Consider the following 21,411-nt stretch of genomic DNA (forward strand, 5'->3'; position numbering starts at 1 on the left):
CAGCCTTAGCCCTAGCCTTAGCCTTAGCGGCAGCGTCTGCCTTAGTGGCAGCGACAGCATCTGCCTCCGCCTCCGCCTCGCGAGCAGCCCCTCAGCCGCTGCACGCGGCCTTAAGGCGCGAAGCGATAATCGTGCGGCCGCACACGCCGCGTGCGTTTGCGAAAGCTAAACGTGAAGCCCGGCCACAGCGCTGTAACCTTGCCGCTCTTCGTCTGATACCAGCTATGGCAGCCGCTGACCCACACGGAGTGCTGCATCTGCTTTTGCAGACGCTCATTGAAATCGCGCTGGACGTCCGGGCGCAGGGTCATCGTGCGAGCCTTGCGTCGGCGCAATATGCGCAGGCAATCGGCGATGTACCGCACTTGCGACTCGATCATGTAGATCATCGAGTTGTGCCCGAGCCCGGTGTTCGGACCGACGATCATGAAGAAGTTCGGGAAGTTGGCGACGCTGGTGCCGAGGTAGGCTTCCGGCCCATCGCGCAGCCACATTGCGCCGAGATCGGCGCCGTCGAGGCCGGTCACATCGAATGGCGCGCCCACGTCGTTGACCTGAAAGCCCGTGCCGCAGATGATCGCGTCGGCCTGGTGATGCGCGCCGTCGTCAGTGACAATGCCGTCGGAGACGATTTCGCGGATGCCGGTCGTCACCACGTCGACGTTCGGTTGGCCAAGTGCCGGATAGTAATCGCTCGACAACAGCACGCGCTTGCAACCGAGCCGGTAGTTCGGCGTCACCTTGGCGCGTAGCGCGGGGTCCTTGACGCGCCGTTCCAGGTAGCTCAGACCGAACTTCATCGGCAATTTCATCAGCTTCGGATTGACGACGAACGCAATCGCGCGCGATTCGAGCTGCCAGTAGATCGCGCTGCGCACGAAGTGCTGCGTGAACGGCAGATGCCGGAACAGCCAATGCGCGCGTGGACCGATCGGCTTGTTTGGCTTCGGCATGATCCATGGGGCAGTGCGCTGGAACAGTTCGAGTTGCGCGACGCGCGGCTGGATCTGCGGCACGAACTGGATCGCGCTGGCGCCAGTGCCGATCACCGCGACGCGCTTGCCTTCGAGCGGATACTTGTGGTCCCAGCGCGCCGAATGAAACAGCTTGCCTTCAAAACGTTCGAGCCCCGCGATCTGCGGCATAGCCGGCCGCGATAGCGGACCGCTCGCCGCGATCACCACATCGGCCTCCATGCTTTCGCGCGTGCCGTTCGAGTCGATCTCGACTTGCCACGTTTGCCGCGCTTCGTCGAAACGAGCCGAGGCCACGCTCGCATTGCAACGCACATAGCGGTCGACGCCGTATTTGCGCGCGCAATGCTTGAGGTAAGCGAAGATCTCCGCCTGGCCGCCGAACGCACGTGACCACGCCGGATTCGGTTCGAACGAAAACGAATACAGATGCGACGGCACATCGCAGGCCGCGCCGGGATAGGTGTTGTCGCGCCACGTGCCGCCAATATCGCCGGCGGCCTCGTACACGGTGAATGACGTGATGCCCATCTGCAGAAGGCGGATCGCCATGCCGATGCCCGCAAACCCGCTGCCGACAATGGCGATGCGTGGCGCGGCGGGTTGGGCAGTTGAGGCAGGCGTCACGGCGGGTCTCCGGGGTAGGCAAAATTCGGGTGTCTACATATGTCTACACCGCATAACGCGCAGGGTAGACAACTGTACACTTCGCGTCAAGATCGTTTAGAGTACGACTATTAAACGCACGAGCCGCGCTCTGACTGAAAGCTCATGAACCCTGTACCTGAAGCGGCGCCCACCGCCGACCATGGCGCTGTTGCCGGGCAGGACCTTGCGCCCGGCAAGCGCAAACTGATCGAGGCCGCGTTGCGTCTGACCGCGGGCGGGCGCAACTTTGCAAGCCTGGGCCTGCGCGAACTGGCGCGCGAGGCAGGGTTGAATCCCAATACGTTCTACCGTCATTTCGACACGCTCGACGACCTGGCGCGCGAGGCGGTCGAATCGGTGAGCCGCCGCTTGCGGCCGATGCTGCGGCGCGAGCGCTGGCTGGCCGCGCACGACGAGCCGCAAAGCGTGCCGCGTCGCGCGTGTGTGGCGTTCTTTGCGTTTGCGCTGGAGAATCGCGAGGCATTTCTGAGCGCGCTGGCCGAGTATCACGGCACCTCGCGGGCGCTGCGTGAAGCGGTGCGGGCGAACCTCCACGAGGTGTCGGCGGAAATGGCGGACGACGTCGTGCAGTTGGAGCTGATGCCGACGCTCGCTCGCGCCACCGTCGACGAAGTCTGCACGCAGATCGTGCTGCAGCTGTTTCATCTGTCGGCGGAGTACATCAACGGGGATGCCGCGCGTCAGGAAGCGCTGGTCGCGTATTCGGAGCGTTTCATCGTCCGATTGTTCGCGGGCTCGGTGCTGCTGGCGCAACATGAGCCGGTTAAGGCGCTCGCGTCAGGGAGGACGTAAAGGGAATGCAGGGAATCAAGGGAATCGACATAAAAAAACAGGCTCCGTGCAGGAGCCTGTTTTCATTGCAGCTTGATTGATCAGCGTTTGATTGACTGCATCTCAAGCAGCGCTGTGTTTCTCAGGTATCGCTCCAGCCGCCGGAATCGTCGTTACTGCCCATGTCGACGCCACCGCCGTTGTTGTCGCTCCAGTCGTTCGAGCCCTGGCCGAAGTCGAGGCCGCCGCCATTGCCGCTGTCACCGCCGCCTCGGCGACGCGTTTCGTCATCGACAATCACGTCGCGCTCCACAACGCGATCACGCCCGGAATTCAGCGCCTCGCCGAGCAGCACGCCGGTCAGCAGACCACCCATGCCGCCGCCGAAACCGCCACCACCTTGTTGCACGATGACCTGCGGTTGCTGTTGATACGGTCCTTGCTGCGGATACGGCTGCGGCGGGTTGCCGAAACGCTCGGCTTCCTGCGCGTACGGCGACTGCTGCGTGCCGGCGGCCGGCGCGGCATACGGATCGGGCCGCCCTTCGGCGCGGGCACGCAGGCTGCCGATGCGTTGTTCCAGTTCGTCGAGCTGATATGGCGGCACCGGATTCTTGCCATTCGACAGCGTTTCGACGAGGCCGCGCAACTGGTCTTCAGTCGATTCGACTTCCTTCTCCAGTGCTTCATGACCTTGCGCGGTGGAGAGCTTCACGTCGAGCTTCAACGAGCGCACGGCGTTGAGCATCTCGGTCGCGCGCTTGAGCTGCACGCGACGATCGTCGTCGGCGCGCGAATCGTCTTGCGAGCGGGCGCGGCGCAATGTCCAGCGCAATACCAGCGCGATCACGCCGATCAGGAGAATGATGCCGACCCACATGCCGATGCCAGGACCATGCCGTTGCGGCGCTTGCGACACCATCGCCGACTGCTGCTGCACGGCCGGCGAATTCTGCTGCACGAACGGGTTGGCCGCGCGGCTCGTGGTGTTGCCACCGGCACGTTCCGCGTCCTTGCGGATACGCGCTTCGGTTTGCGCGAAACGGGTCGGGTCGGTGAAGCGGATTTGCGGATCGAGCGTCTTGGCCTGCTGCACCTGGGCGAGGGCGTCGGCATAACGGCCTTCGCGATCGAGCACCTGGCTGTACAGGTAGTGCGCGCGGGCATTGTTCGGATGCGCTTGCAGCACTTCGCTCAAACCGGCATCGGCCTGCTGCCAGTTGCCTTGCGACATGGCGGATTCGATCTGCTGGACCGTCGGCACAGCGAATGCCGCGGCCGACACGAACAGCAGTGAGGCGAATGCGCTTGCGAGAAATTTTTTCATTTACGGACCGGGTGCGATGCACCCGTCTCCATCAGTCGATTCCGGCGGCCGGTGTTCCGGTGGCCGGCATACCGGCTGCGCTCGTCATGGCAGCCGGTATTTACTGCTGACGCAATTACTGGGCCGGCGTGTTGATCTGCTTCTTCAACGCTTCGAGACGGTCTTCGACGGACGGGCCGCGGTTCAGATCCGCGAGCTTGTCGTCGAGCGCCTTGCCGCTCGACACGTCGGCCGAATTCAGGCGCGCGTCGGAACGGGCATTCGACAACGCAACCTTGTCTTCCAGCTTCTGGAAATCTTCGGACAGATTCTTGCCGCCGATACCGCCCAACGCTGTGGCTGCAACATCTTTGGCCTGAGCGATCTGCTGCTTGGCTTGCAGAATGTTCGAGCGAGCGTTCAGGTCGTTACGACGGCCACGCATGTCGTCGATCTGGCTCTTCAACTGCGCAACCGAAGGCTCCAGCGTGGTCAGTTCCTTAGCCAGCGCATCGCGCTCGGCTTCGGCCGTGGCTTGTGCGCCGAGGGCTTCGCGCGCGAGCGCTTCGTCGCCGGATTGCAGCGCGCGCTTCGCGCCGTCTTCGTACTTCTTCGCCTTGTCGGCGGCAACATCGCGCTTGCTTTGCTGCGTGGCGACTTGCGCCTGAATCTCGATCAGCGAGTTCTCGGCTTTAGCGATGCTCTCGTCGAGTTCGCGCACGATCTGGCGCGAATCGCGCGACGGGTCTTGCACGGAATCGGCTGCGTCGTTCAGGAGACCTTTAAGCGTGCGCGAAATGCTGTCAAAAAGCGACATGAAAACCTCCAAAGAATGAAATCGGCGCTGAATAATTCCCACGCGCTTTAACTGCTTTCAAATGCTACTTTACGCCGCCGCGCAAGAACCTGCGCAACGTTCGGACCGGAGTTCGGGGCGCACTCGTCAATTGCAATAGCGGCGCCGTAAATTTACGTTTTTGAAACTGAATTGCAAACAGCCTCAGCGGTTAAAACGCGCGGCTGACCATTCAGCCGCTCGCGGATATTACACCACGCATTCTCTTAAAACCGCCTTAAAGGGCGCGATGACACAATCGCCAACTTTGCGCACGGCGGGTATCCGCGCGGCGGGCATCCGCACGGCGAGTGTCCGCGCGGCGGGTGTCGCGGATGTGAACAGGCGTGGCGTGTGTGCGGCGTGCTTGCGCTTTAGCCGCCATGCATCGATGCGCGGTGGGCCGGGCCGTTTGGCCGCGCAACTTTCGATTCAGGCGAAGCGGCCGCCTTCCGTGCTCGGATCGCTTTGCGGATCGTCTTCGTCCCGTGCGGCGCCGAGGCGTGGGCGCTTGAGCACGTTGCGCAACGGCGCTTCTACGTCGTCCGGTTTCTGCGCCGAGTCCGCAATGGACGCCGCTTTGGCAGCCGCGACGCGCGCCACGGCTTCGGCTGCCGCCGCGGCTTCTATTTCCTCGGCGGTGGCGGTGAGGGCGGCCAGTACACCGGCCGGCAGCAACGGCTCTGGGCTTGCACCCGCAGGCGTGCCCAACAATTCATCGGCATGCGCTGTGGCTGCGCTTTCCGCCGGCGCAGGGGATTCTTTGTCACCGTGGGTTTGCAAGGCCGGCGGGAGCGCTGCCCGCGCGTGGCGCGTGCCGCGCGCGACACGCTGCAGCGCCGCGTCGAGCGCATCCGGCGCGCGCGGCGCATGCAGCCGGTCGACGATGCTAGCCGCTTTCACCTGCTCGCTGGTCGCGCCGAAGCTCAACACCGCGCGCCGCATCAGTTCGCTGACGCTAATACCCAAGTTTTCGGCGGTGGCGGCGATCGCGCGTTTCTGCGCGGTCGTGACAAATACGACGATGCGTTCGCTGGGCTTGTTCATGGTCGGCTCGCACACTTGTTTGTTGGCATTGGCGGGTCAAGGCGTGTATTTTGCGTACGCCGGCGCGCGCGTCGGTGACGACTCGCGCGCCGAGTCCATCATATGACGAGTTGCACCGATGCGGAACGGGCGCGACATGAAAATCCCGCGACATCAATGAGTTGTAGCGTTTCCGGCGGGCTTGTCCACAGGCCTTTCAACATTTTCTGTTGATAACCCGCTGGCGGGCGGCGTCGGGTGCTGGTCTGACTGCCGCTATCTACCGTTGTGACGCCGCGCGAAGGGAATTCTTACAAAAAAACTATCTTGGACGACGCTTGATTTCTTTAAAATGCGCTGTTACGTTGCGCCGGACGATGCCCGAGGCGTGCCGTGCGGCCGTCCGGGGGGCGTAGGGCCGCGCGGCGTTTTGCGCCTGATGCGTTCAGTTGCGCGCCCACTATTCCAGTCATGCCAATCATCAAACGACCGCATTCTTCAAATTCTCCGGCTGGTGACGACCGGGACTCCTACCACCGCACTCCAGGACGCAACGCTGCTTCGCGCGACGCCGAGGCCGGCCGCCGTTCGATCGGCGCGAGCATCACCATCTGGTTTGTCAGTGTGCTGGCCACTATCGCCGTAGTGGGTGCGCTGATCGTCGGTTACGCGCTCGTGGTGATGGGGCCGCAACTGCCGTCGCTCGACGCGCTGACCGACTATCGTCCGAAAGTGCCGTTGCGGGTGTATACCGCGGATCACGTGCTGATCGGCGAGTTCGGTGAAGAGCGGCGCAGCATCGTGCGCTTCCAGGACATTCCGGATCAGATGAAGAAGGCGGTGCTCGCGATCGAAGACTATCGCTTCTACGAGCACGGCGGCGTCGACTTCGTCGGCATTCTGCGTGCGGGCATTTCCGACATCACGCACGGCGGCGCCTCCCAAGGGGCGAGCACGATCACGATGCAGGTCGCGCGCAACTTCTTCCTCTCGAGCGAGAAGACCTACACGCGCAAGATTTACGAAATGATGCTGGCGTACAAGATCGAGCGCGCGCTGACCAAGGATCAGATCCTCGAGGTCTACATGAACCAGATTTATCTGGGTGAGCGCTCGTACGGTTTTGCCGCGGCCGCACGCGTGTATTTCGGCAAGGATCTGAAAGACATCACGCTGGCTGAAGCCGCGATGCTGGCGGGCTTGCCGAAGGCGCCGTCCGCGTATAACCCGGTCGTCAATCCGAAGCGCGCGAAGATCCGTCAGGAATACATTCTGAAGCGCATGCTCGAGCTGAAATACATCAGCCAGGACCAGTACGACCAGGCTGTCAAGGAAGAGATTCACACCAAAAATCCGGGCAACGAATACAGCGTGCATGCTGAGTACATCGCCGAAATGGTTCGCCAGATGATGTACGCGCAGTACAAGGACGAAACCTATACGCGCGGCCTGAACGTCACCACCACGATCGATTCCGCCGACCAGGACGCCGCCTATCGCGCGGTGCGCAAGGGCGTGATGGACTACGAACGGCGCCACGGCTATCGCGGACCGGAAGGCTTCGTGCAACTGCCCGCCCCGGGCGACGACCGCGATCAGACTATCGACGACGCACTCACCGATCACCCCGACAATGGCGAAATCATCGCCGCCGTGGTGACGGACGCGAATCCGAAACAGGTGAAGGCGCAACTGGTTGACGGCACCGAAGTGACGATCAGCGGCGACGGCCTGCGCTTTGCAGCCGGCGCGCTGAGTGCGCGCGCGGCGGCCGCCACGAAGATCAAGCCGGGCTCGATCGTGCGCCTCGTCGCCGACGACAACGGCAACTGGCAGATCACCCAGCTTCCGCAAGTGGAAGGCGCACTGGTTTCGCTTACACCGCAGGACGGCGCGATTCGCGCGCTGGTGGGCGGCTTCGACTTCAACAAGAACAAGTTCAACCACGTCACGCAGGCGTGGCGTCAGCCGGGTTCGAGCTTCAAGCCGTTCATCTATTCGGCGGCGCTCGACAAAGGGCTCGGACCGGCCACGATCATCAATGACGCGCCGCTGTACTTCCCGCCGAGCACGCCGGGCGGCGACGCATGGGAGCCGAAGGACGACGACCAGCCGGACGGTCCGATGCCGATGCGCCTCGCGTTGCAGAAGTCGAAGAACCTGGTGTCGATCCGCATCCTGTCGTTCATCGGCACCAAGTACGCACAAGATTTTGTCACGCAGCGTTTTGGTTTCGACGCTGACAAGACCCCGCCGTATCTGCCGTTGGCGCTCGGCGCCGGCCTCGTCACGCCGCTGCAATCGGCGGGCGCATACTCGGTGTTCGCGAACGGCGGCTACCGCATCAATCCGTATCTGATCAACGAGGTGACGGATGCACGCGGCGAGCCGCTCTCGAAAGCGCAGCCGCTGACCGCCGGCCGCGATGCGCCGCGCACGCTCGAGCCGCGTAACGCGTACATCATGAACAGCCTGCTGCATTCGGTGGCCACGGCCGGCACGGGCGCGGGCACCAACGTGCTGCATCGTTCGGACCTGCAGGGCAAGACGGGTACGACCAACGACGCGAAGGACGGCTGGTTCGCCGGTTATCAGCAATCGCTGGTGGCGGTGGCGTGGATGGGTTACGACCAGCCGAAGAGCCTCGGCAGCCGCGAGTTCGGTGCACAGCTCGCGCTGCCGATCTGGGTCGAGTACATGCAGCGTGCGCTGCGCGGCGTGCCGCAAGGCGAGCCGGAGCAGCCGGACGGCGTGACCGCGGTCGACGGCGAACTGTTCTACACGGACATGACGCCGGGCAATGGTTTCGTGGCCAGCATCGGTCTCGATTCGGCGAATCCGACCGCTGGTGTGAGCGACGCGGTTGGCGGCGTGGGGCCGGCGGGTATGACGCCACCGGTGGTGCCGCCACCGAGCGTCTCGTCGAATGAAAAGAAGCAGATCATGGATCTGTTCGAGTCGAACAAGCCTTGATGAAGTGAGCGTGCGCGGTCTGCCTGGGCCGCCCACGCAAGTTATTGAAGGGCAGGGAAGTCGCCGCCCGGCGCGGGTTTCGTGGCGCTATTCGGGCGGGCCCCGCCAGCAGATTTTGTGCCTGTTCTGCGCAGTGTGTTTTAATCACGCCTGCGGTGCTTTTATATTGGGTCCAATACGGACGCTTGATTCCTAAGAGGTTTCGGCCTCCAGCACCGCTGTGTCTCGCCGCGAGCGAGGCGTCCATCTTCGAAAGCCGCGCAGCGCGAGACCCGTTTGACGCGCGCGCATGCCACTTCGCCCGTGGGCAACTGTCAGGTTGCTGCGGCCGGCGTGTTTGTCACCCAGCATCCACCGGGCCGTTGCCTCTTGAAAAGTCGAATTCTCATCTGTCTGATGACAGGTCTGCTGCGTGCGTTTGCTTTCCTGCCATATGGCGTTGTCGCGCGTATCGGTACGGGCATCGGTGCGTTGCTGTACCGGATTCCGAGCGCGCGTCGGCGCGTCGTGCATACCAATCTGAAACTGTGTTTCCCCGACATGAGCGACGAGGCGCGTGAACGCCTCGCGCGCGCGCATTTCTGTCATGTGATCCGCAGTTATGTCGAGCGTGGCCCGCAATGGTTCGGCAATGCGCAGGCGTTGGCACGCCTTGTCGAAGTGGAGAGCGCGATCGACCTCACCGACATGCAAGGCAAGCCGACGATTTTTGTCGGTTTCCATTTTGTCGGTATCGAGGCGGGCTGCATGATGTATTCGACGCGGCACCCGGTTGCGTCGCTGTATACGCCGATGTCGAACCTTTTGCTCGATGCTATGGCTAAGCGGCAGCGCGGGCGCTTCGGTACGGAGATGATTCCGCGTAGCGATAGTGTGCGGCGCGCGTTGCGCGTGCTGCGTGAGGGTAAGCCGGTCATGCTGGCAGCCGATATGGATTTTGGGCTGCGGGATTCGGTGTTTGTGCCGTTTTTTGGCGTGCCGGCTTGCACGCTGACTTCTGTTTCGCGGATGGCGAAGGCTGGGAATGCGCGGGTGGTGCCGTTTGTGACTGAGGTTTTGCCGGATTATCGTGGTTATAAGCTGACTATTTTTGATGCGTTAAGCGATTTTCCTTCGGATGATGTTGCTGTTGATGCGCGGCGGATTACCGAGTTTCTTGAGACGCAAGTGCGTCGGATTCCTGATCAATATTATTGGGTGCATAAGAGGTTTAAGAATCGGCCTGTGGGGGAGGCTGGGGTTTATTGATGTGTTTTTTGCGCGTAGCGCCTGATTGAGGTTTTTGCCTGCGCGGCGCTTGTTCGTCTGTTTGTCGACGGTTTTGGCCTTTCCTTGATTTCTTATTGGTTTATTAGCGTCGCCCCTGTGCGGGGCAGGCACTTACTTTCTTTGCCGCCGCAAAGAAAGTAAGCAAAGAAAGCGGCTTCACACCGCTAATTCTTAAGCGGGTCCCCTGGCTTGGAGGGGGTAGTGGAGCATCTGGAATCTGTGTCCTCGCACCTTCGGCGTGAGTGACAAAGCCGTCATACTTCCGGCGGCGCTGCGCGCGCCGAAGCGCATTTCATAAAACCGACCACTACGTTTTCGTACGCGCTTTTGATCGGTACCGTGGCTCGCAACTGCAACTGTCACCGCGACACACCGACATTTCATTTGTATTAGCCTGGACTTGATCTGACAGGTCGTCGCCGAGGCGAAGCCGATGGCCCCCACCGCCCCAAAACGAAGCCGCGGGTTTCCCTGGCAGACCCATCCGCGACGCACGCAGTGCGGAGTGGGAGCTGATGAGCCCTTTGCCACTAACGCGGAGTGTGCGAGGGCACGGATTCCAGATGTTCCACCACCGCTACTGCGCGGGGGACCCGCTTAGCAGGGGGGCGAGCCGCTTTCTTTGCTTATCTTTCTTTGCGGCGGCAAAGAAAGTAAGTGCCTGCCCCGCACAGGGGCGACGCTAATAAACCAATAAGAAAACAAGGAAAGGCCAACGCCGCAGGCATACAGACGAACAAGCGCCGCGCAGGCAACCAGATCAAGGAAAGGCCAACGCCGCAGGCATGCAGACGAACAAGCGCCACGCGTCAAACCCTCCGCATTCTCAAGCACTTACCCCGGATGTCCAGGCGTTATCAACAGGCCTTTCAACAAAATCTGTGGATAAACCGCTCCGCCGCGATACACCCACAGCCGCGCGCAGCGCAGTCGATCACCCCTGCATCCACCCGCACCGCGTGCAACAAACCGATCTGCATCAAGCACTTAAGCGCGTAGCCCCATAGTTATCAACAACCCTGTCAACATAAACTGGGGATAACGTTGAGTTATGTTGAGGCCTCCCAATGGCTTCCGCCGGAAACAAAAGGCACATTCAGCACCCCGTGGTTCATTCCGCACCGCAGCCAGAAAACCCCGCGCGTTCAATGCGTTAGCCCGCTTGTCAGATAGTTTTCAACAGCCTCATCAACATAAACTGGGGATAAGTCCGCTGCCGTCAGTACGGAATCCCAGGTTTAGTTGGAAGCGCCCACGTTCGCCGCATTAACCGCCGGTACCGCCGCTGCCGTCTGCGGCACTGTCGCAGGAACCGCCGGCACCGCCGCCGCCACAGATGGCTGCGACTCCAACGGCGGATTCCCCATCGCCTGGAACAAGGCCGCGGTGTCGGTCAGCCGCGCGCTCGTATAGCGGATCTCATCAAGTTGCGCGTTGCGAAACTGCTGTTCGCTCGACCGCGTCGACGCAATCGGTAACGCGCCCAGCCGGTAGCGTCCCGACGTCTCGTCGAAAATTCCCTGCGCCGAGCGCGCGGCAATGTTCGCCGCGTCGAGCGCTTGTGCGTCGTGCTGCAGCGCTGCGAGCGTATCGGCGACGTTCTGGAATGCGGCCAGCACGGTCTGCTTGTATTGCGAAACCGTAGCGTCATAGGTGTCGACCGCCGCGCGGCGCTGCGCGAACAGGGCGCCACCGTGAAACAGCGGTTGTGACAATGACGCGCCAATACTCCAGATCGCCCCCGCGCCGGATAGCGCCACCGGCCAGCTAAAGCCGCCTTGTCCCATCGATGCACTCAGCGAGAGACTCGGGAACATCTGCGCCGTCGCGACGCCGACATCGGCCGCCGCGGCCTTCAGGGCGGCGTCCGCAGCCTGAATGTCGGGCCGGGTGCGCAGCAGCTCGGATGGCACCACGACCGGCACCTGCTCAGGCACATGCAGTTGCGCAAGATCGAGGTCGTCCGGGGCCGCGTCGGGCGTGCGGCCAAGCAGCACCGCTAGGGCATGGCGTGTAGTTAGCCATTGCTGCTTCAAACCCGGCAAACTCGCGGACAGACTCGCCGCACTTTGTTGCGCACTCAACTGATCGGCGTGCGAGACCGCGCCCAAGGCATAGCGCCGTTGCGTGTCACGCGCCTGATCGTTGGCAATCGTCACGAGCCGCTCGGTCGTGTCGATCTGCGCATGCAACGCCGCACTCGTGATCGCCGCCGTCACGATGTTGGCGGCCAGCGCGCGGCGCGCAGCATCGAATTGATAGGCCTGCACGTTCACGCGAGCAGCGAGCGCAGCATCGGCGAGACGCGCGGCGCCGAACAGATCGAACGTATAGTGCGCCTGCAATTGACCGACGAAGACGTTGTACAGGAATGTGTTCGGACCGGCCTCGGGGATTGCCAGCGCACGATTGCGGGTGGCCTGGCCACCCGCGTCGATGGTCGGCAGCAGCGAACTGCCGATCTGCGCGCGCAGTTGCTCGCGCGCGGCGGCCAGGCTCTTGTCGGTCGCGGCAAGCGTCGGGCTGTTGCGCAAGCCTTCGTCGACCAGTGCGTTCAGCGCTTCCGATTGATACAGCTTCCACCATTCGGGCACGGGCTTCGCGCCAACCACAAATTGTTGGGTGATGCCTTGTGCGGGCACGGTTTGCGTCGGCTGCGCTTCGGCGCCGTAGTGAGCCGGTTGCGGCATGGCGGGCGGCTCGCCGTTCGGGCCGAACGAGCAGGCGGCCAGCGCCAGCGCGGCGCCGCTGAGAAGCGTGAGGCGCAGGTGTCGAGGGAATGGAAAGGTAGTCATGATCTCAGTTCCCCGTATGCGTCGTGCCAGACGGCGCCGGCGGCTCGCGCTCGTCGCCGCGCACTCTGAACGACGTGGCGTAAAGAGCCGGCAGATAGAACAGCGTGAGGATGGTCGCGCTCGTAATGCCGCCCATCAACGCGGTTGCCATCGGGCCGAAGAAGTTCGAGCGCAACAGCGGAATCAGCGCGAGCACGGCGGCTGCCGCGGTTAGCGTGATCGGCCGGAAGCGCCGCACCGTCGCGCCGACAATCGCGTCGAAGCGCTTATGTCCCGCAGCAATGTCCTGCTCGATCTGATCGACCAGAATCACTGAGTTGCGCATGATGATGCCGAACATGGCGATCACGCCGAGCATCGCGACGAAGCCGAACGGCTTACCGAACAGCAGCAGCGTGATGACCACGCCGATCAGGCCGAGCGGCGCGGTCATCACCACCATCAGCACGCGCGCGAAACTCTGCAACTGGACCATCAGGAGCACCAGCACTGCGATGATCATGATCGGCATCTGCGCATTGATCGACGTTTGCCCCTTGCCGCTTTCCTCGACCGATCCGCCGATTTCGATCCGGTAGCCGACCGGCAGCGTGCCGCGAATCTGGCTCAGTGCCTTGTCGACGGCATGCGTAACGTCGATCCCTTGAGCGCCCGGGGCTACGTCGGACTGCACGGTGATCGTCGGTTGCCGGTCGCGTTCCCAGATCACACCGTATTCGAGGTCGTTGCGCAGATGACAGAGCGTGCCGAGCGGCACCGGGCCGTTCGGCGTCGGCATCGCCAGCGTGACGAGCTTCGCCGGGTCGACGCGTTCCGCTTTGGGCGCGCGCAGATCGACGCTGATCAGCTTGTCGCGCTCGCGGTACTGCGTGACGGTGTAACCGGAGAGCGTCATCGCGAGAAAACTCGAAATGTCTTCCGAGGTCACGCCGAGTTCGCGTGCTTTCGTCTGGTCGACTTCGAAGCGCACCGAGCGCTCGGCGGGCTCGTCCCAGTCGAAATGGACGTTGCTGGTGCCGCGGTCGGCGCGCATGGTCGCGGCGACGCGCTCGGCGATCGAGCGCACGGTGGCGATATCGTCGCCGCTCACGCGGAACTGCACCGGATAGCCGACCGGTGGCCCATTCTCGAGACGCGACAGGCGTGTTCGGATCGCCGGAAAGTTGTTGCGCAATTCCGGTTCGAGCCACTGCGCGAGCTTCTCGCGATCCTTCACCGACTTCGCCGTGATGACGAACTGCGCGAAATTCGGCTGTGGCAACTGCTGATCGAGCGGCAGATAGAAACGCGGCGCACCGGTGCCGACGAAGTCCACCGTATGATCGATTTCCGGACGGCCCACCAGCGCTTTCTCCAACCGCTCTGCTTGCCGCAACGTCGCTTCGAACGAAGCGCCTTCGGGCAAGCGCACATCCACCAGCAACTCAGGACGGTCCGAACTCGGGAAGAATTGCTGCGGCACCAGCGTGAACCCTGCCATGGCCAGAATGAACAGCACGACGGTGATTGCCAGCACGACGAAACGGCGCTCGATGCACGAACTGATCCAGCCACGCAGTCGCGCATAGAAGCGCGTGTCGTAGATGTCGTGTTCGTGATCGTCCGCTTCGTGTGCCTGACGTTTACGCTCCGGCAGCATGTGATAGCCGAGCAGCGGAATCAGCACCACGGCCGCGAGCCACGACGCGATCAGCGCGATCGCCGACACTTCGAAGATCGAGCGCGTGTATTCGCCAGTGCTCGACTTCGCCAAAGCAATCGGCAGGAAGCCGGACACGGTCACGAGCGTGCCGGTCAGCATCGGAAAGGCGGTACTGGTGTACGCAAAGGCCGCGGCGCGCGTGCGGCTCCAGCCTTGCTCGAGCTTCACCGACATCATTTCGACCGCGATGATCGCGTCGTCCACCAATAGCCCCAAAGCTAGCACCAGCGTGCCCAACGACACCTTGTGCAGGCCGATGTCGAATAGATACATGCACAGCGCCGTGACGGCGAGCACGACAGGTATCGAGATCACGACCACCATGCCGGTGCGCACGCCCAAGGACAGCAGGCTGACCACCAGCACGATCGCAATCGCCTCGGCGACAGCTTCGAGAAAATCGTCGACAGAACGTGCGACTGCGTTCGGCATGCTCGACACTTCGGCCAGGTGCAAGCCGGCGGGCAAGTGGGCCCGCAGCATGACCATCTCCTGATCGAGCGCTTTGCCCAGACGGATCACGTCGCCGCCCGGCTGCATCGTGACGCCGATGCCGAGCACCGCGTTGCCGCCCGAGCGCATTTGCGTGGCGACCGGATCGTCGTAACCGCGCTTGATGGTCGCGATGTCGCCGAGACGGAACGAGCGGTTGTTGATGCGGATCAGCGTGTCGGCGAGCGCATTGACGTCCTTGAACTGACCGGTGGGGCGCACGAACACGCGGTCGTCGGTGGTGGTTAGCGTGCCCGCCGGCGAGATGCTGTTCTGCGAATTGATCGCCTGGCCGAGTTGCTGTGGGGAGATGCCGAGGCGCGTGAGTTGCGTGTTGGCGATCTCGATGTAGATGTGCTGATCCGGATCGCCGAAATAATCGACCTTGCCGACGCCGGGCACACGCAGCAGCACCGTGCGCAACTGGTCCGCGTAATCGTGCAGTTGCGCGGCGGAAAAGCCGTCGCCCTCGAGCGTCCAGATGTTGGTGTAGACGTCGCCGAATTCGTCGTTGAAGAACGGGCCTTGAATGCCTGGCGGCAAGGTTGCCGCGATATCGCCGACTTTCTTGCGCACCTGATACCAGGTTTCGGGCACGTCCTTGACCGGCGCCGAGTCTTTCATCGAGAAGAACATCAGCGATTCGCCGGGGCGCGAGTAACTGCGCACGAAATCGATGGCGGGCGTTTCCTGCAATTTCCGGCCAATGCGGTCGGTGACCTGTTCCTGTACCTGGCGCGCGGTCGCGCCGGGCCAGAAGGTGCGGATCACCATGACGCGGAACGTGAAGGGCGGGTCTTCCGATTGGGCGAGACGGGTATAGGCGAGAACGCCGAACGCGGTAGCGAGCGCGATCAGGAAGACGACCAGCGCCTGATGGCGCAGCGCCCATGCGGACAGATTGAAGCGTCCTTCTTCAGGCGTGGTGCTCATGAAGCGAAGTCCTCGGGATGCAGCGGCGGAATCACGTGGACTTTTTCGCCGGCGGTCACGGTATGCACGCCTTGCAGTACGACGCGTTCACCGTCCTTGAGCCCCTGGCCGATCACGATCGTGCGCTCGTTATAGCGCGTGACCGTCACGCGGCGCAGTTCAAGCGTATCGACGCCCGGCGTACCGACGCCCGGCGCGCTATCCGCAGGACGCACGACCCACACAGCCGGCTGCGTGCCGTCGTGGAACAGGGCGGAGGCAGGCACGGTGAAGGAGCCGCTCTCGGTTGCAGCCGATTTGGCCGATGAGTTGGCAACTGAGTTGACCGATGAGTCCGACGGCGAAGCTGCGGAGAGCGCGACATCGGCGGTCATGCCGAGGCGCACGTCCGGGCCGGCATTGTCGAGCGTGAGCTTGGCGCGGTACGTGCGGCTTTGCGGATCGGCGGCGGGCGACAGTTCGCGCACGCGCGCGGTAAAGCTGCGGCCCGGCAGCGCGGCCAGCGTGACCTTCGCGGTCTGCCCGATCGAGAGCGCGGCTAGCGCGCTTTCCGGCACGTCGCAGACCACGTCGATATCGCCGCTCCATGCGAGGTTGTAGACGGCTTGGCCCGCGGACACATTCTGGCCTGTGTCGGCCTGTTCGGCGGTGATCACGCCGGCGTGATCGGCCATGAGCGTGGTGTACTGCAACTGGTCTTTCGACAACGCCGCCTGTTGCGCGGCCTGGTCGCGCTGCGCGGCGGCTGATGCGTAGGCGTTGGTGGTCTGTTCGAGCTGCGCGGGCGCGATCAGGTTTTCTTTCGCCTGTGCCTGGTCGCGATCGAGTTGCTGCTTCGCATACACGAGACTGTGTTGCGCGGCTTCCAGTTGAGCCTGGGCGCTGGCGGCGTTCTTCTGTGCATCCGCCGGATCGAGCCGGGCGACTACCTGCCCATTCTTCACCACGTCGCCCAAACGTACGCGCCGTTCGATGATTTTGCCGCCGACGCGAAACGATAGCGGCGTGGAATAGCGCGCCTGCACTTCGCCAGGCAACGATGCCGCCGCCATCGCGCTGCCGTCCGTATGCACGGCGACGGCGACTACCGGACGCGGCGCGGGCGCAGCCGCTTCTTTCTTCGAGCACGCGGCTAGGGTGACGATACCGGCGAGAGCGAGGGCGAATGCTGCGCGGCGCAGGCGCGCGGCACGGGCATCCCGATGGGACTGCTGGCGCATCGCAGACGATGCGGGAGGACCGGGACGCTTCACAATTACCCCAACTGGAGACAGCGAACGAACACGGCAAGCCGCAGCGGCCCGCCAGCGAGGACGCGTGGGCCGAAACATGCGAAACATGCATTTGGCATACGCATCTGACTTCAAATGGATGAGTGCATTCTAATACACACATGTATTTGAATGTCGGAGTGAATTGAAATTCTTTTCAGTGCTAGACTTGCGCCCATGAAACGGCAACGACTTACACGCGAGCAGAGCAAAGACCAGACGCGCCAGCGTCTGCTCGACGCTGGGCAAGCGATTTTTATGAAGAAAGGCTTTGTCGCGGCGAGTGTCGAAGACATCGCCGGGGCGGCGGGTTATACACGCGGCGCGTTCTATTCGAACTTCCGCAGCAAGAACGAGTTGTTTCTCGAACTGCTGCGGCGCGACCACGAGACCATGCAGGCGGGGTTGCAGGCCATCTTCGAAAACGCGCCCTCGCGAGAGGAGATGGAAGAGCGCGTGCTGCGCTACTACAGCAGTCTGCATCGTGAGAACAAGTGCTTCCTGCTGTGGGTGGAGGCGAAGCTGCTCGCCGTGCGTGACGGCCGCTTCCGGATACGCTTTAACGCGTTCATGCACGAGAAGCTCGAACAGTTGAGCGCGTACATTCGCGAGTTTTCGACGCGGGTCGGCACGCCGCTGCCGCTGCCGGCGGAAACGCTGGCGATGGGTTTGATGGGCTTGTGCGACGGCGTGCAGTTCTTCTACACGGTCGACCCGCAGAATGTGTCGGCGGAGATGGCTGAAACGGTGCTGGCGGGATTTTTTGCGCGCGTGGTGTTCGGGCGCGACGCGTAATCGGGCTGGATACCCGATCAGATAATATGACGAATGCCGACGAATCAGCTCGCCGGCAACTGCGCGCAGGCGTCCGCGACCGGCGTGGCGCAGACGAACGAATACTGCCCGCTGTAGCGCAGGACTTCTTCACCGGCGTGCAGGACGACCTTGATGTCCGGGCACCGCTCGTAAGCGATGAAGGCCGAACAGGCCGCGGCGGACCAGCAAACCAGTGAAAACGCGATTTTTTCGAAAAGCTGAAAACGATGTGGCATAGCGATGTGTTCCTTTCGGGCGCTATGTTACCAGCATATAAGGGTTAATACCTATCTAATATTCGCAATAAGCCTCGCAATAGTGTCGCGAGCGCCTCAGAAACCTGACCGGATTGTCATGTTCGAGTCAGGGTTGGGACAGGATCGGATCGATACAATCGAATCGTTGGGCAAATCCGCGCGCGCCTTGTCGTGCGGGTCGACACAGGCTGCAGCGTTGCGCCGGCCCGGCTTTACCGAGGCAGGAGTCGTCCCATGAATCAATTGCAGTCGATGCGCGTATTCGTCAAGGTGGCCGACCTTGGCAGTTTCGTTCGCGCGGCTGGCGTGCTGGATCTTTCCACTGCCGTCGTCACGCGTCACGTCGCGGATCTCGAAGCGCGTCTCGGCACGCGGCTGCTCAATCGCACGACGCGCCGTCTTTCTTTGACCGAATCCGGCACGACCTATCTGGAACGTGTGCGCCACATTCTCGACGACCTGGAAGGCGTCGAGCAGATGGTGGTGGCGCGCAATCACGAACCGGTCGGGACCTTACGCATCGTCGCGCCAGTGGTGTTTGGGCTGCATAGCCTGGCTCCGGTGGTGCAGACGTACGCCGCGCGCTATCCGGATGTGATGCCTGACGTCACGCTGGCGGATCGCCATGTCGATCTGGTGGAAGAGGGTTTCGATGTCGGGATCATGGTGGCGCGGCAGATGCGCAGCGCGAGCATCGTCACGCGGCGTCTGACCACCGGTTATATGACGGTTTGCGCGACGCCTGCTTATCTTGAGCAGCACGGCACACCGACCCGCCCTGAAGATTTGTTGACGCATCCGTGTTTGAGCCGGCCTGCTGAGCAGGGCGGCGACGAGAAGGTATTCACCGGACCGCACGGCGAAGTGCGGGTCAGGCCCACCAACGCGATTGCGGCGAACAACACCGAGATGCTGAGGCAGTTCGCCCTGCTGGGTATGGGCGTGGCGATTTTGCCGAGCTATCTGATCGGCCGGGATCTGGCGGCCGGGCGCCTTGTGCCGTTGCTCGGCGATTACCGCCTGCCGCAGATCGAAATCACGATTGCTTATCCAAGCCGCCTTCATTTGCCTGCGAAAGTGCGCACCTTTATCGACCACCTTGTCGCGCATTTCCAGCAGACTGACGAGCACATGCGCGATCCACGCGCCACGATGCCGCGGCGTGCCGTTGCCGTCTCGCCGGCGTATGCCGATGACTTGCCGGCGTCTGCCTTGCCGGGCGACACGTCCCGGCCAAAGCACCGGGCTTCGCGCTCGGGAATCGTGGCGTCGTCGCCGATTTGACGAGCGTGCGGTACACAGGCGCCTGAAGCACGCCTTCGAAACCCGAAGCGAGCCGCCGCCCGGCCTAGATCCACACGTCGTTCGCCGCCGTGCGTTCGTTGCTTTCTTCGCCGGTGTTCTTCACGCCGCGCGGTTCGATCAGCAGCAGCTTAACCTCGCGTTCGGCATACGGTTTGTGCTCCGTGCCTTTGGGCACCACGAACATTTCGCCCGCCGAGAGCAGCACGGATCCATCGCGCATGTCGATGCGCAACTGCCCGTCGAGCACGATAAACGTTTCGTCCGTATCGGCGTGCTCGTGCCAGACAAAGTCGCCTTCGATACGCACCAGCTTGAACTGGTAGTCGTTCATTTCCGCGACGACGCGCGGTTGCCATTGGTCGTTGATGAGCTGCAGCTTTTCAGCGAAGTTGATCGCGCGGTGAGGCCGTTGAATCGTTTGATGATCGGACATCGGGGTGCTCCTCCTGAGTGGTAGGTGTCAGTCAGGCACGAGCGTAGGACGGAAGGCGCTATCGGGTCTTGTACGTTTGTGCGCGCGGCTGCCAGGCGGGGGGATCCGTCGAGTTGTCGCTTAACGCTTGCCGCGCACCGAAGGCCCCAGCATCTGGAGCCAATGCGCCGGCGCAACGCCCCACGCGCGCTTGAAGTGCCGCGTCATATGGCTCTGGTCGGTAAAGCCGGCCGCCGCCGATGCGTCGGCGAGCGACACGCCCTGAACCGCGAGGCGGCGTACGAGATCGAGGCGACGCATGGTCAGATAACGGTGCGGACTCGTGCCGAACAGCGCACGAAAATCCCGCGACAGGCTCCAGCGGTCGCGGCCAGCGGCTGCCGCCAGTTCATCGAGCGTCACTGCGCTATCGAGCGAGCCAAGCATATACTCGCGCGCCCGCTCCGCCGCGAGGTAATCCACCGGACGGCGCGTTGCCGCCGCACCTGCGACGCTGTCGAGTGCGATAGCCAGATCGTAGAGCGCATCGTCCTGTTCGAGCGAATCGATTGCGCAATCCATGGCGCGCAAGAGGCTCTCGGTCGCAGCAAACAGGCGCGGGTCGTTCGACAAGCCGCCTTCGACGAACGGCAGAGGTTTGCCGCCGAGCGCCTGCTGGAACAGCGCCGGGTCGACATAGATCATCCGGTAGTGAAAGCCGTCGCGGGTGCCGGCCTGGCCGTCATGCGGTTCATCGGGATGCAGCACCATCGTGCCGCCCGGCAGGCTGTTACATGTGCTGCCACGGTAGCGAAAGCTCTGCACGCCTGCCAGCGTGCGGCCTATCGCATAGGTATCGTGCCGGTGCATGGCATAGCCGGCATGATGAAAGAATGCTTCGATTCGCTCGACGCCGCTCGTGCCGCCCGAATGCGGCGAGCGGTAGATCCAGTCGGCAGCCGGCTTCTGATTGGACGAAAGCGAGCCGAGTGCGAAGACCTGCTTTCCGCTCATGCCCCCAGACCCGGCCCGTAATTGCCGCCGATCAGGCGCGTGACCGACGTCACGTCGGCGTAATCCTGCTCCGGCAAGCCGTCGAGCATCGACAACACTTCGTTGCTCGCGCCGGCTTCGCGCGCGGCATCGACTAGCGCGTCTTTATACGTCGGGAAACTGACTTCCCGAAGAATGTCCGCGATCTGCAGATCAATCGATTCGTCGGGAATAGCCGATGCGGTCATGCAAGTGCTCCCAGGGGGCTGTTTTCAGGTCTGCAAGTGCTCGTTCTGGCCCGTGAAGCTTCGCTCCAGATGCCGCGACTTGGGTAGCGCGATGTGTTGCCATTGTTGCGGACGGTTGTCGTCCGTGACCGCGACGTCCGGCGCCGCGGGGGCGACCGGTGCGGCGTTGGCGCGTTCGGCAAGGCTATTGGCGGGAGTGCCGTCCGACGCGGTATGAACCGGCGCGGCAAAACACGAGGCTGACAGCGTCACCATGGTCAACAGTGTCGAGGTTTTCATCGCCCGACCTCCTAAGCTCATGCGGCGCTAACGGGTTGAGCAAACGCTGTGCCGTCCCCGCGTCGAAAGGAGGGCGCAACCTACA

Annotated in this window: 17 protein-coding genes; 5 read left to right on the forward strand and 12 right to left on the reverse strand. The window is 62.7% G+C overall.

What is annotated here, in order from left to right:
- Window positions 1–110: 110 nt before the first annotated feature.
- Window positions 111–1,601 carry a flavin-containing monooxygenase gene (locus GNZ13_RS28295; protein WP_172170721.1) on the reverse strand — a complete coding sequence of 497 codons (1,491 nt, stop codon included), beginning with the start codon at window positions 1,599–1,601 and terminating at the stop codon, window positions 111–113.
- A 144-nt stretch (window positions 1,602–1,745) separates the two neighbouring features.
- On the opposite strand from GNZ13_RS28295, the gene GNZ13_RS28300 reads away from it, so the two are divergent.
- Complete coding sequence (locus GNZ13_RS28300; protein ID WP_172170723.1) at window positions 1,746–2,435, forward strand: TetR family transcriptional regulator; 690 nt, start codon at window positions 1,746–1,748, stop codon at window positions 2,433–2,435.
- Window positions 2,436–2,556: 121 nt separating this feature from the next.
- On the opposite strand, the gene GNZ13_RS28305 is transcribed toward GNZ13_RS28300, so the two are convergent.
- From GNZ13_RS28305 to GNZ13_RS28315, 3 genes are all read right to left on the reverse strand, one after another.
- On the reverse strand, window positions 2,557–3,741 hold the full coding sequence (locus GNZ13_RS28305) for a tetratricopeptide repeat protein (RefSeq protein WP_172170725.1): 1,185 nt from the start codon (window positions 3,739–3,741) through the stop codon (window positions 2,557–2,559).
- A gap of 115 nt (window positions 3,742–3,856) precedes the next feature.
- Window positions 3,857–4,537: a PspA/IM30 family protein gene (locus GNZ13_RS28310; RefSeq protein WP_172170727.1), complete on the reverse strand. Its 681-nt coding sequence runs from the start codon at window positions 4,535–4,537 to the stop codon at window positions 3,857–3,859.
- A gap of 450 nt (window positions 4,538–4,987) precedes the next feature.
- The gene (locus tag GNZ13_RS28315; RefSeq protein ID WP_172170729.1) at window positions 4,988–5,602 is read right to left on the reverse strand and encodes a hypothetical protein; all 615 of its coding nucleotides are present in this window, start codon (window positions 5,600–5,602) and stop codon (window positions 4,988–4,990) included.
- Window positions 5,603–6,052: 450 nt separating this feature from the next.
- Here GNZ13_RS28315 and GNZ13_RS28320 point away from each other — a divergent pair, with 450 nt between their 5' ends.
- Both GNZ13_RS28320 and GNZ13_RS28325 read left to right on the forward strand, forming a co-directional pair.
- Window positions 6,053–8,554: a penicillin-binding protein 1A gene (locus GNZ13_RS28320; protein ID WP_172170731.1), complete on the forward strand. Its 2,502-nt coding sequence runs from the start codon at window positions 6,053–6,055 to the stop codon at window positions 8,552–8,554.
- Between the two features lie 369 nt (window positions 8,555–8,923).
- A complete protein-coding gene (locus GNZ13_RS28325; protein WP_172170733.1) occupies window positions 8,924–9,802 on the forward strand; it encodes a lipid A biosynthesis lauroyl acyltransferase in 879 nt (292 codons plus the stop codon).
- 1,259 nt (window positions 9,803–11,061) lie between these two features.
- Here GNZ13_RS28325 and GNZ13_RS28330 read toward each other — a convergent pair.
- Genes GNZ13_RS28330 through GNZ13_RS28340 form a run of 3 tightly spaced genes read right to left on the reverse strand, consistent with a single transcriptional unit; the run spans window position 11,062 to window position 16,965 of the window.
- Complete coding sequence (locus GNZ13_RS28330; RefSeq protein ID WP_172170735.1) at window positions 11,062–12,618, reverse strand: efflux transporter outer membrane subunit; 1,557 nt, start codon at window positions 12,616–12,618, stop codon at window positions 11,062–11,064.
- 4 nt (window positions 12,619–12,622) lie between these two features.
- Window positions 12,623–15,745 carry an efflux RND transporter permease subunit gene (locus tag GNZ13_RS28335; protein WP_172170737.1) on the reverse strand — a complete coding sequence of 1,041 codons (3,123 nt, stop codon included), beginning with the start codon at window positions 15,743–15,745 and terminating at the stop codon, window positions 12,623–12,625.
- Window positions 15,742–16,965, reverse strand: coding sequence for an efflux RND transporter periplasmic adaptor subunit (locus tag GNZ13_RS28340; protein WP_172170739.1), 1,224 nt, complete (start codon window positions 16,963–16,965; stop codon window positions 15,742–15,744). Before GNZ13_RS28340 ends, GNZ13_RS28335 begins: the two co-directional genes overlap by 4 nt.
- Window positions 16,966–17,193: 228 nt before the next feature.
- Between GNZ13_RS28340 and GNZ13_RS28345 the strand changes: the two genes are divergently transcribed.
- Entirely contained in the window at window positions 17,194–17,811 is a 618-nt protein-coding gene (locus GNZ13_RS28345) for a TetR/AcrR family transcriptional regulator (protein WP_172170741.1), read from the forward strand.
- Window positions 17,812–17,855: 44 nt separating this feature from the next.
- On the opposite strand, the gene GNZ13_RS28350 is transcribed toward GNZ13_RS28345, so the two are convergent.
- Window positions 17,856–18,068 (reverse strand): hypothetical protein, encoded by a 213-nt coding sequence (locus GNZ13_RS28350; protein WP_172170743.1) that lies wholly within the window; start codon window positions 18,066–18,068, stop codon window positions 17,856–17,858.
- A gap of 255 nt (window positions 18,069–18,323) precedes the next feature.
- Between GNZ13_RS28350 and GNZ13_RS28355 the strand changes: the two genes are divergently transcribed.
- Entirely contained in the window at window positions 18,324–19,373 is a 1,050-nt protein-coding gene (locus tag GNZ13_RS28355) for a LysR family transcriptional regulator (RefSeq protein ID WP_172170745.1), read from the forward strand.
- 64 nt (window positions 19,374–19,437) lie between these two features.
- Here the strand turns inward: GNZ13_RS28355 and GNZ13_RS28360 are convergent, their stop codons facing one another.
- The 4 genes from GNZ13_RS28360 to GNZ13_RS28375 form a co-directional block, all read right to left on the reverse strand.
- Window positions 19,438–19,827, reverse strand: coding sequence for a cupin domain-containing protein (locus tag GNZ13_RS28360; protein ID WP_172170747.1), 390 nt, complete (start codon window positions 19,825–19,827; stop codon window positions 19,438–19,440).
- Between the two features lie 120 nt (window positions 19,828–19,947).
- A complete protein-coding gene (locus GNZ13_RS28365) occupies window positions 19,948–20,820 on the reverse strand; it encodes an AraC family transcriptional regulator (protein WP_172170749.1) in 873 nt (290 codons plus the stop codon).
- Entirely contained in the window at window positions 20,817–21,047 is a 231-nt protein-coding gene (locus tag GNZ13_RS28370; protein ID WP_172170751.1) for a DUF2795 domain-containing protein, read from the reverse strand. The genes GNZ13_RS28365 and GNZ13_RS28370 overlap by 4 nt, the downstream gene beginning before the upstream one ends.
- A 24-nt stretch (window positions 21,048–21,071) precedes the next feature.
- Entirely contained in the window at window positions 21,072–21,326 is a 255-nt protein-coding gene (locus tag GNZ13_RS28375) for a hypothetical protein (protein ID WP_172170753.1), read from the reverse strand.
- Window positions 21,327–21,411: the final 85 nt, after the last annotated feature.

Source organism: Paraburkholderia elongata, from assembly GCF_013177735.1.
Classification (GTDB): Bacteria; Pseudomonadota; Gammaproteobacteria; order Burkholderiales; family Burkholderiaceae; genus Paraburkholderia; species Paraburkholderia elongata.

What these genes read in the sequence shown, in the direction of transcription:
- GNZ13_RS28320 (WP_172170731.1), top strand. Translation starts at nt 6,053, where the DNA reads ATGCCAATCATCAAACGACCGCATTCTTCAAATTCTCCGGCTGGTGAC.
- GNZ13_RS28315 (WP_172170729.1), bottom strand. Translation starts at nt 5,602, where the DNA reads ATGAACAAGCCCAGCGAACGCATCGTCGTATTTGTCACGACCGCGCAG.
- GNZ13_RS28350 (WP_172170743.1), bottom strand. Translation starts at nt 18,068, where the DNA reads ATGCCACATCGTTTTCAGCTTTTCGAAAAAATCGCGTTTTCACTGGTT.
- GNZ13_RS28340 (WP_172170739.1), bottom strand. Translation starts at nt 16,965, where the DNA reads ATGCGCCAGCAGTCCCATCGGGATGCCCGTGCCGCGCGCCTGCGCCGC.
- GNZ13_RS28370 (WP_172170751.1), bottom strand. Translation starts at nt 21,047, where the DNA reads ATGACCGCATCGGCTATTCCCGACGAATCGATTGATCTGCAGATCGCG.
- GNZ13_RS28360 (WP_172170747.1), bottom strand. Translation starts at nt 19,827, where the DNA reads ATGTCCGATCATCAAACGATTCAACGGCCTCACCGCGCGATCAACTTC.
- GNZ13_RS28365 (WP_172170749.1), bottom strand. Translation starts at nt 20,820, where the DNA reads ATGAGCGGAAAGCAGGTCTTCGCACTCGGCTCGCTTTCGTCCAATCAG.
- GNZ13_RS28310 (WP_172170727.1), bottom strand. Translation starts at nt 4,537, where the DNA reads ATGTCGCTTTTTGACAGCATTTCGCGCACGCTTAAAGGTCTCCTGAAC.
- GNZ13_RS28355 (WP_172170745.1), top strand. Translation starts at nt 18,324, where the DNA reads ATGAATCAATTGCAGTCGATGCGCGTATTCGTCAAGGTGGCCGACCTT.
- GNZ13_RS28330 (WP_172170735.1), bottom strand. Translation starts at nt 12,618, where the DNA reads ATGACTACCTTTCCATTCCCTCGACACCTGCGCCTCACGCTTCTCAGC.
- GNZ13_RS28375 (WP_172170753.1), bottom strand. Translation starts at nt 21,326, where the DNA reads ATGAAAACCTCGACACTGTTGACCATGGTGACGCTGTCAGCCTCGTGT.
- GNZ13_RS28300 (WP_172170723.1), top strand. Translation starts at nt 1,746, where the DNA reads ATGAACCCTGTACCTGAAGCGGCGCCCACCGCCGACCATGGCGCTGTT.
- GNZ13_RS28305 (WP_172170725.1), bottom strand. Translation starts at nt 3,741, where the DNA reads ATGAAAAAATTTCTCGCAAGCGCATTCGCCTCACTGCTGTTCGTGTCG.
- GNZ13_RS28345 (WP_172170741.1), top strand. Translation starts at nt 17,194, where the DNA reads ATGAAACGGCAACGACTTACACGCGAGCAGAGCAAAGACCAGACGCGC.
- GNZ13_RS28335 (WP_172170737.1), bottom strand. Translation starts at nt 15,745, where the DNA reads ATGAGCACCACGCCTGAAGAAGGACGCTTCAATCTGTCCGCATGGGCG.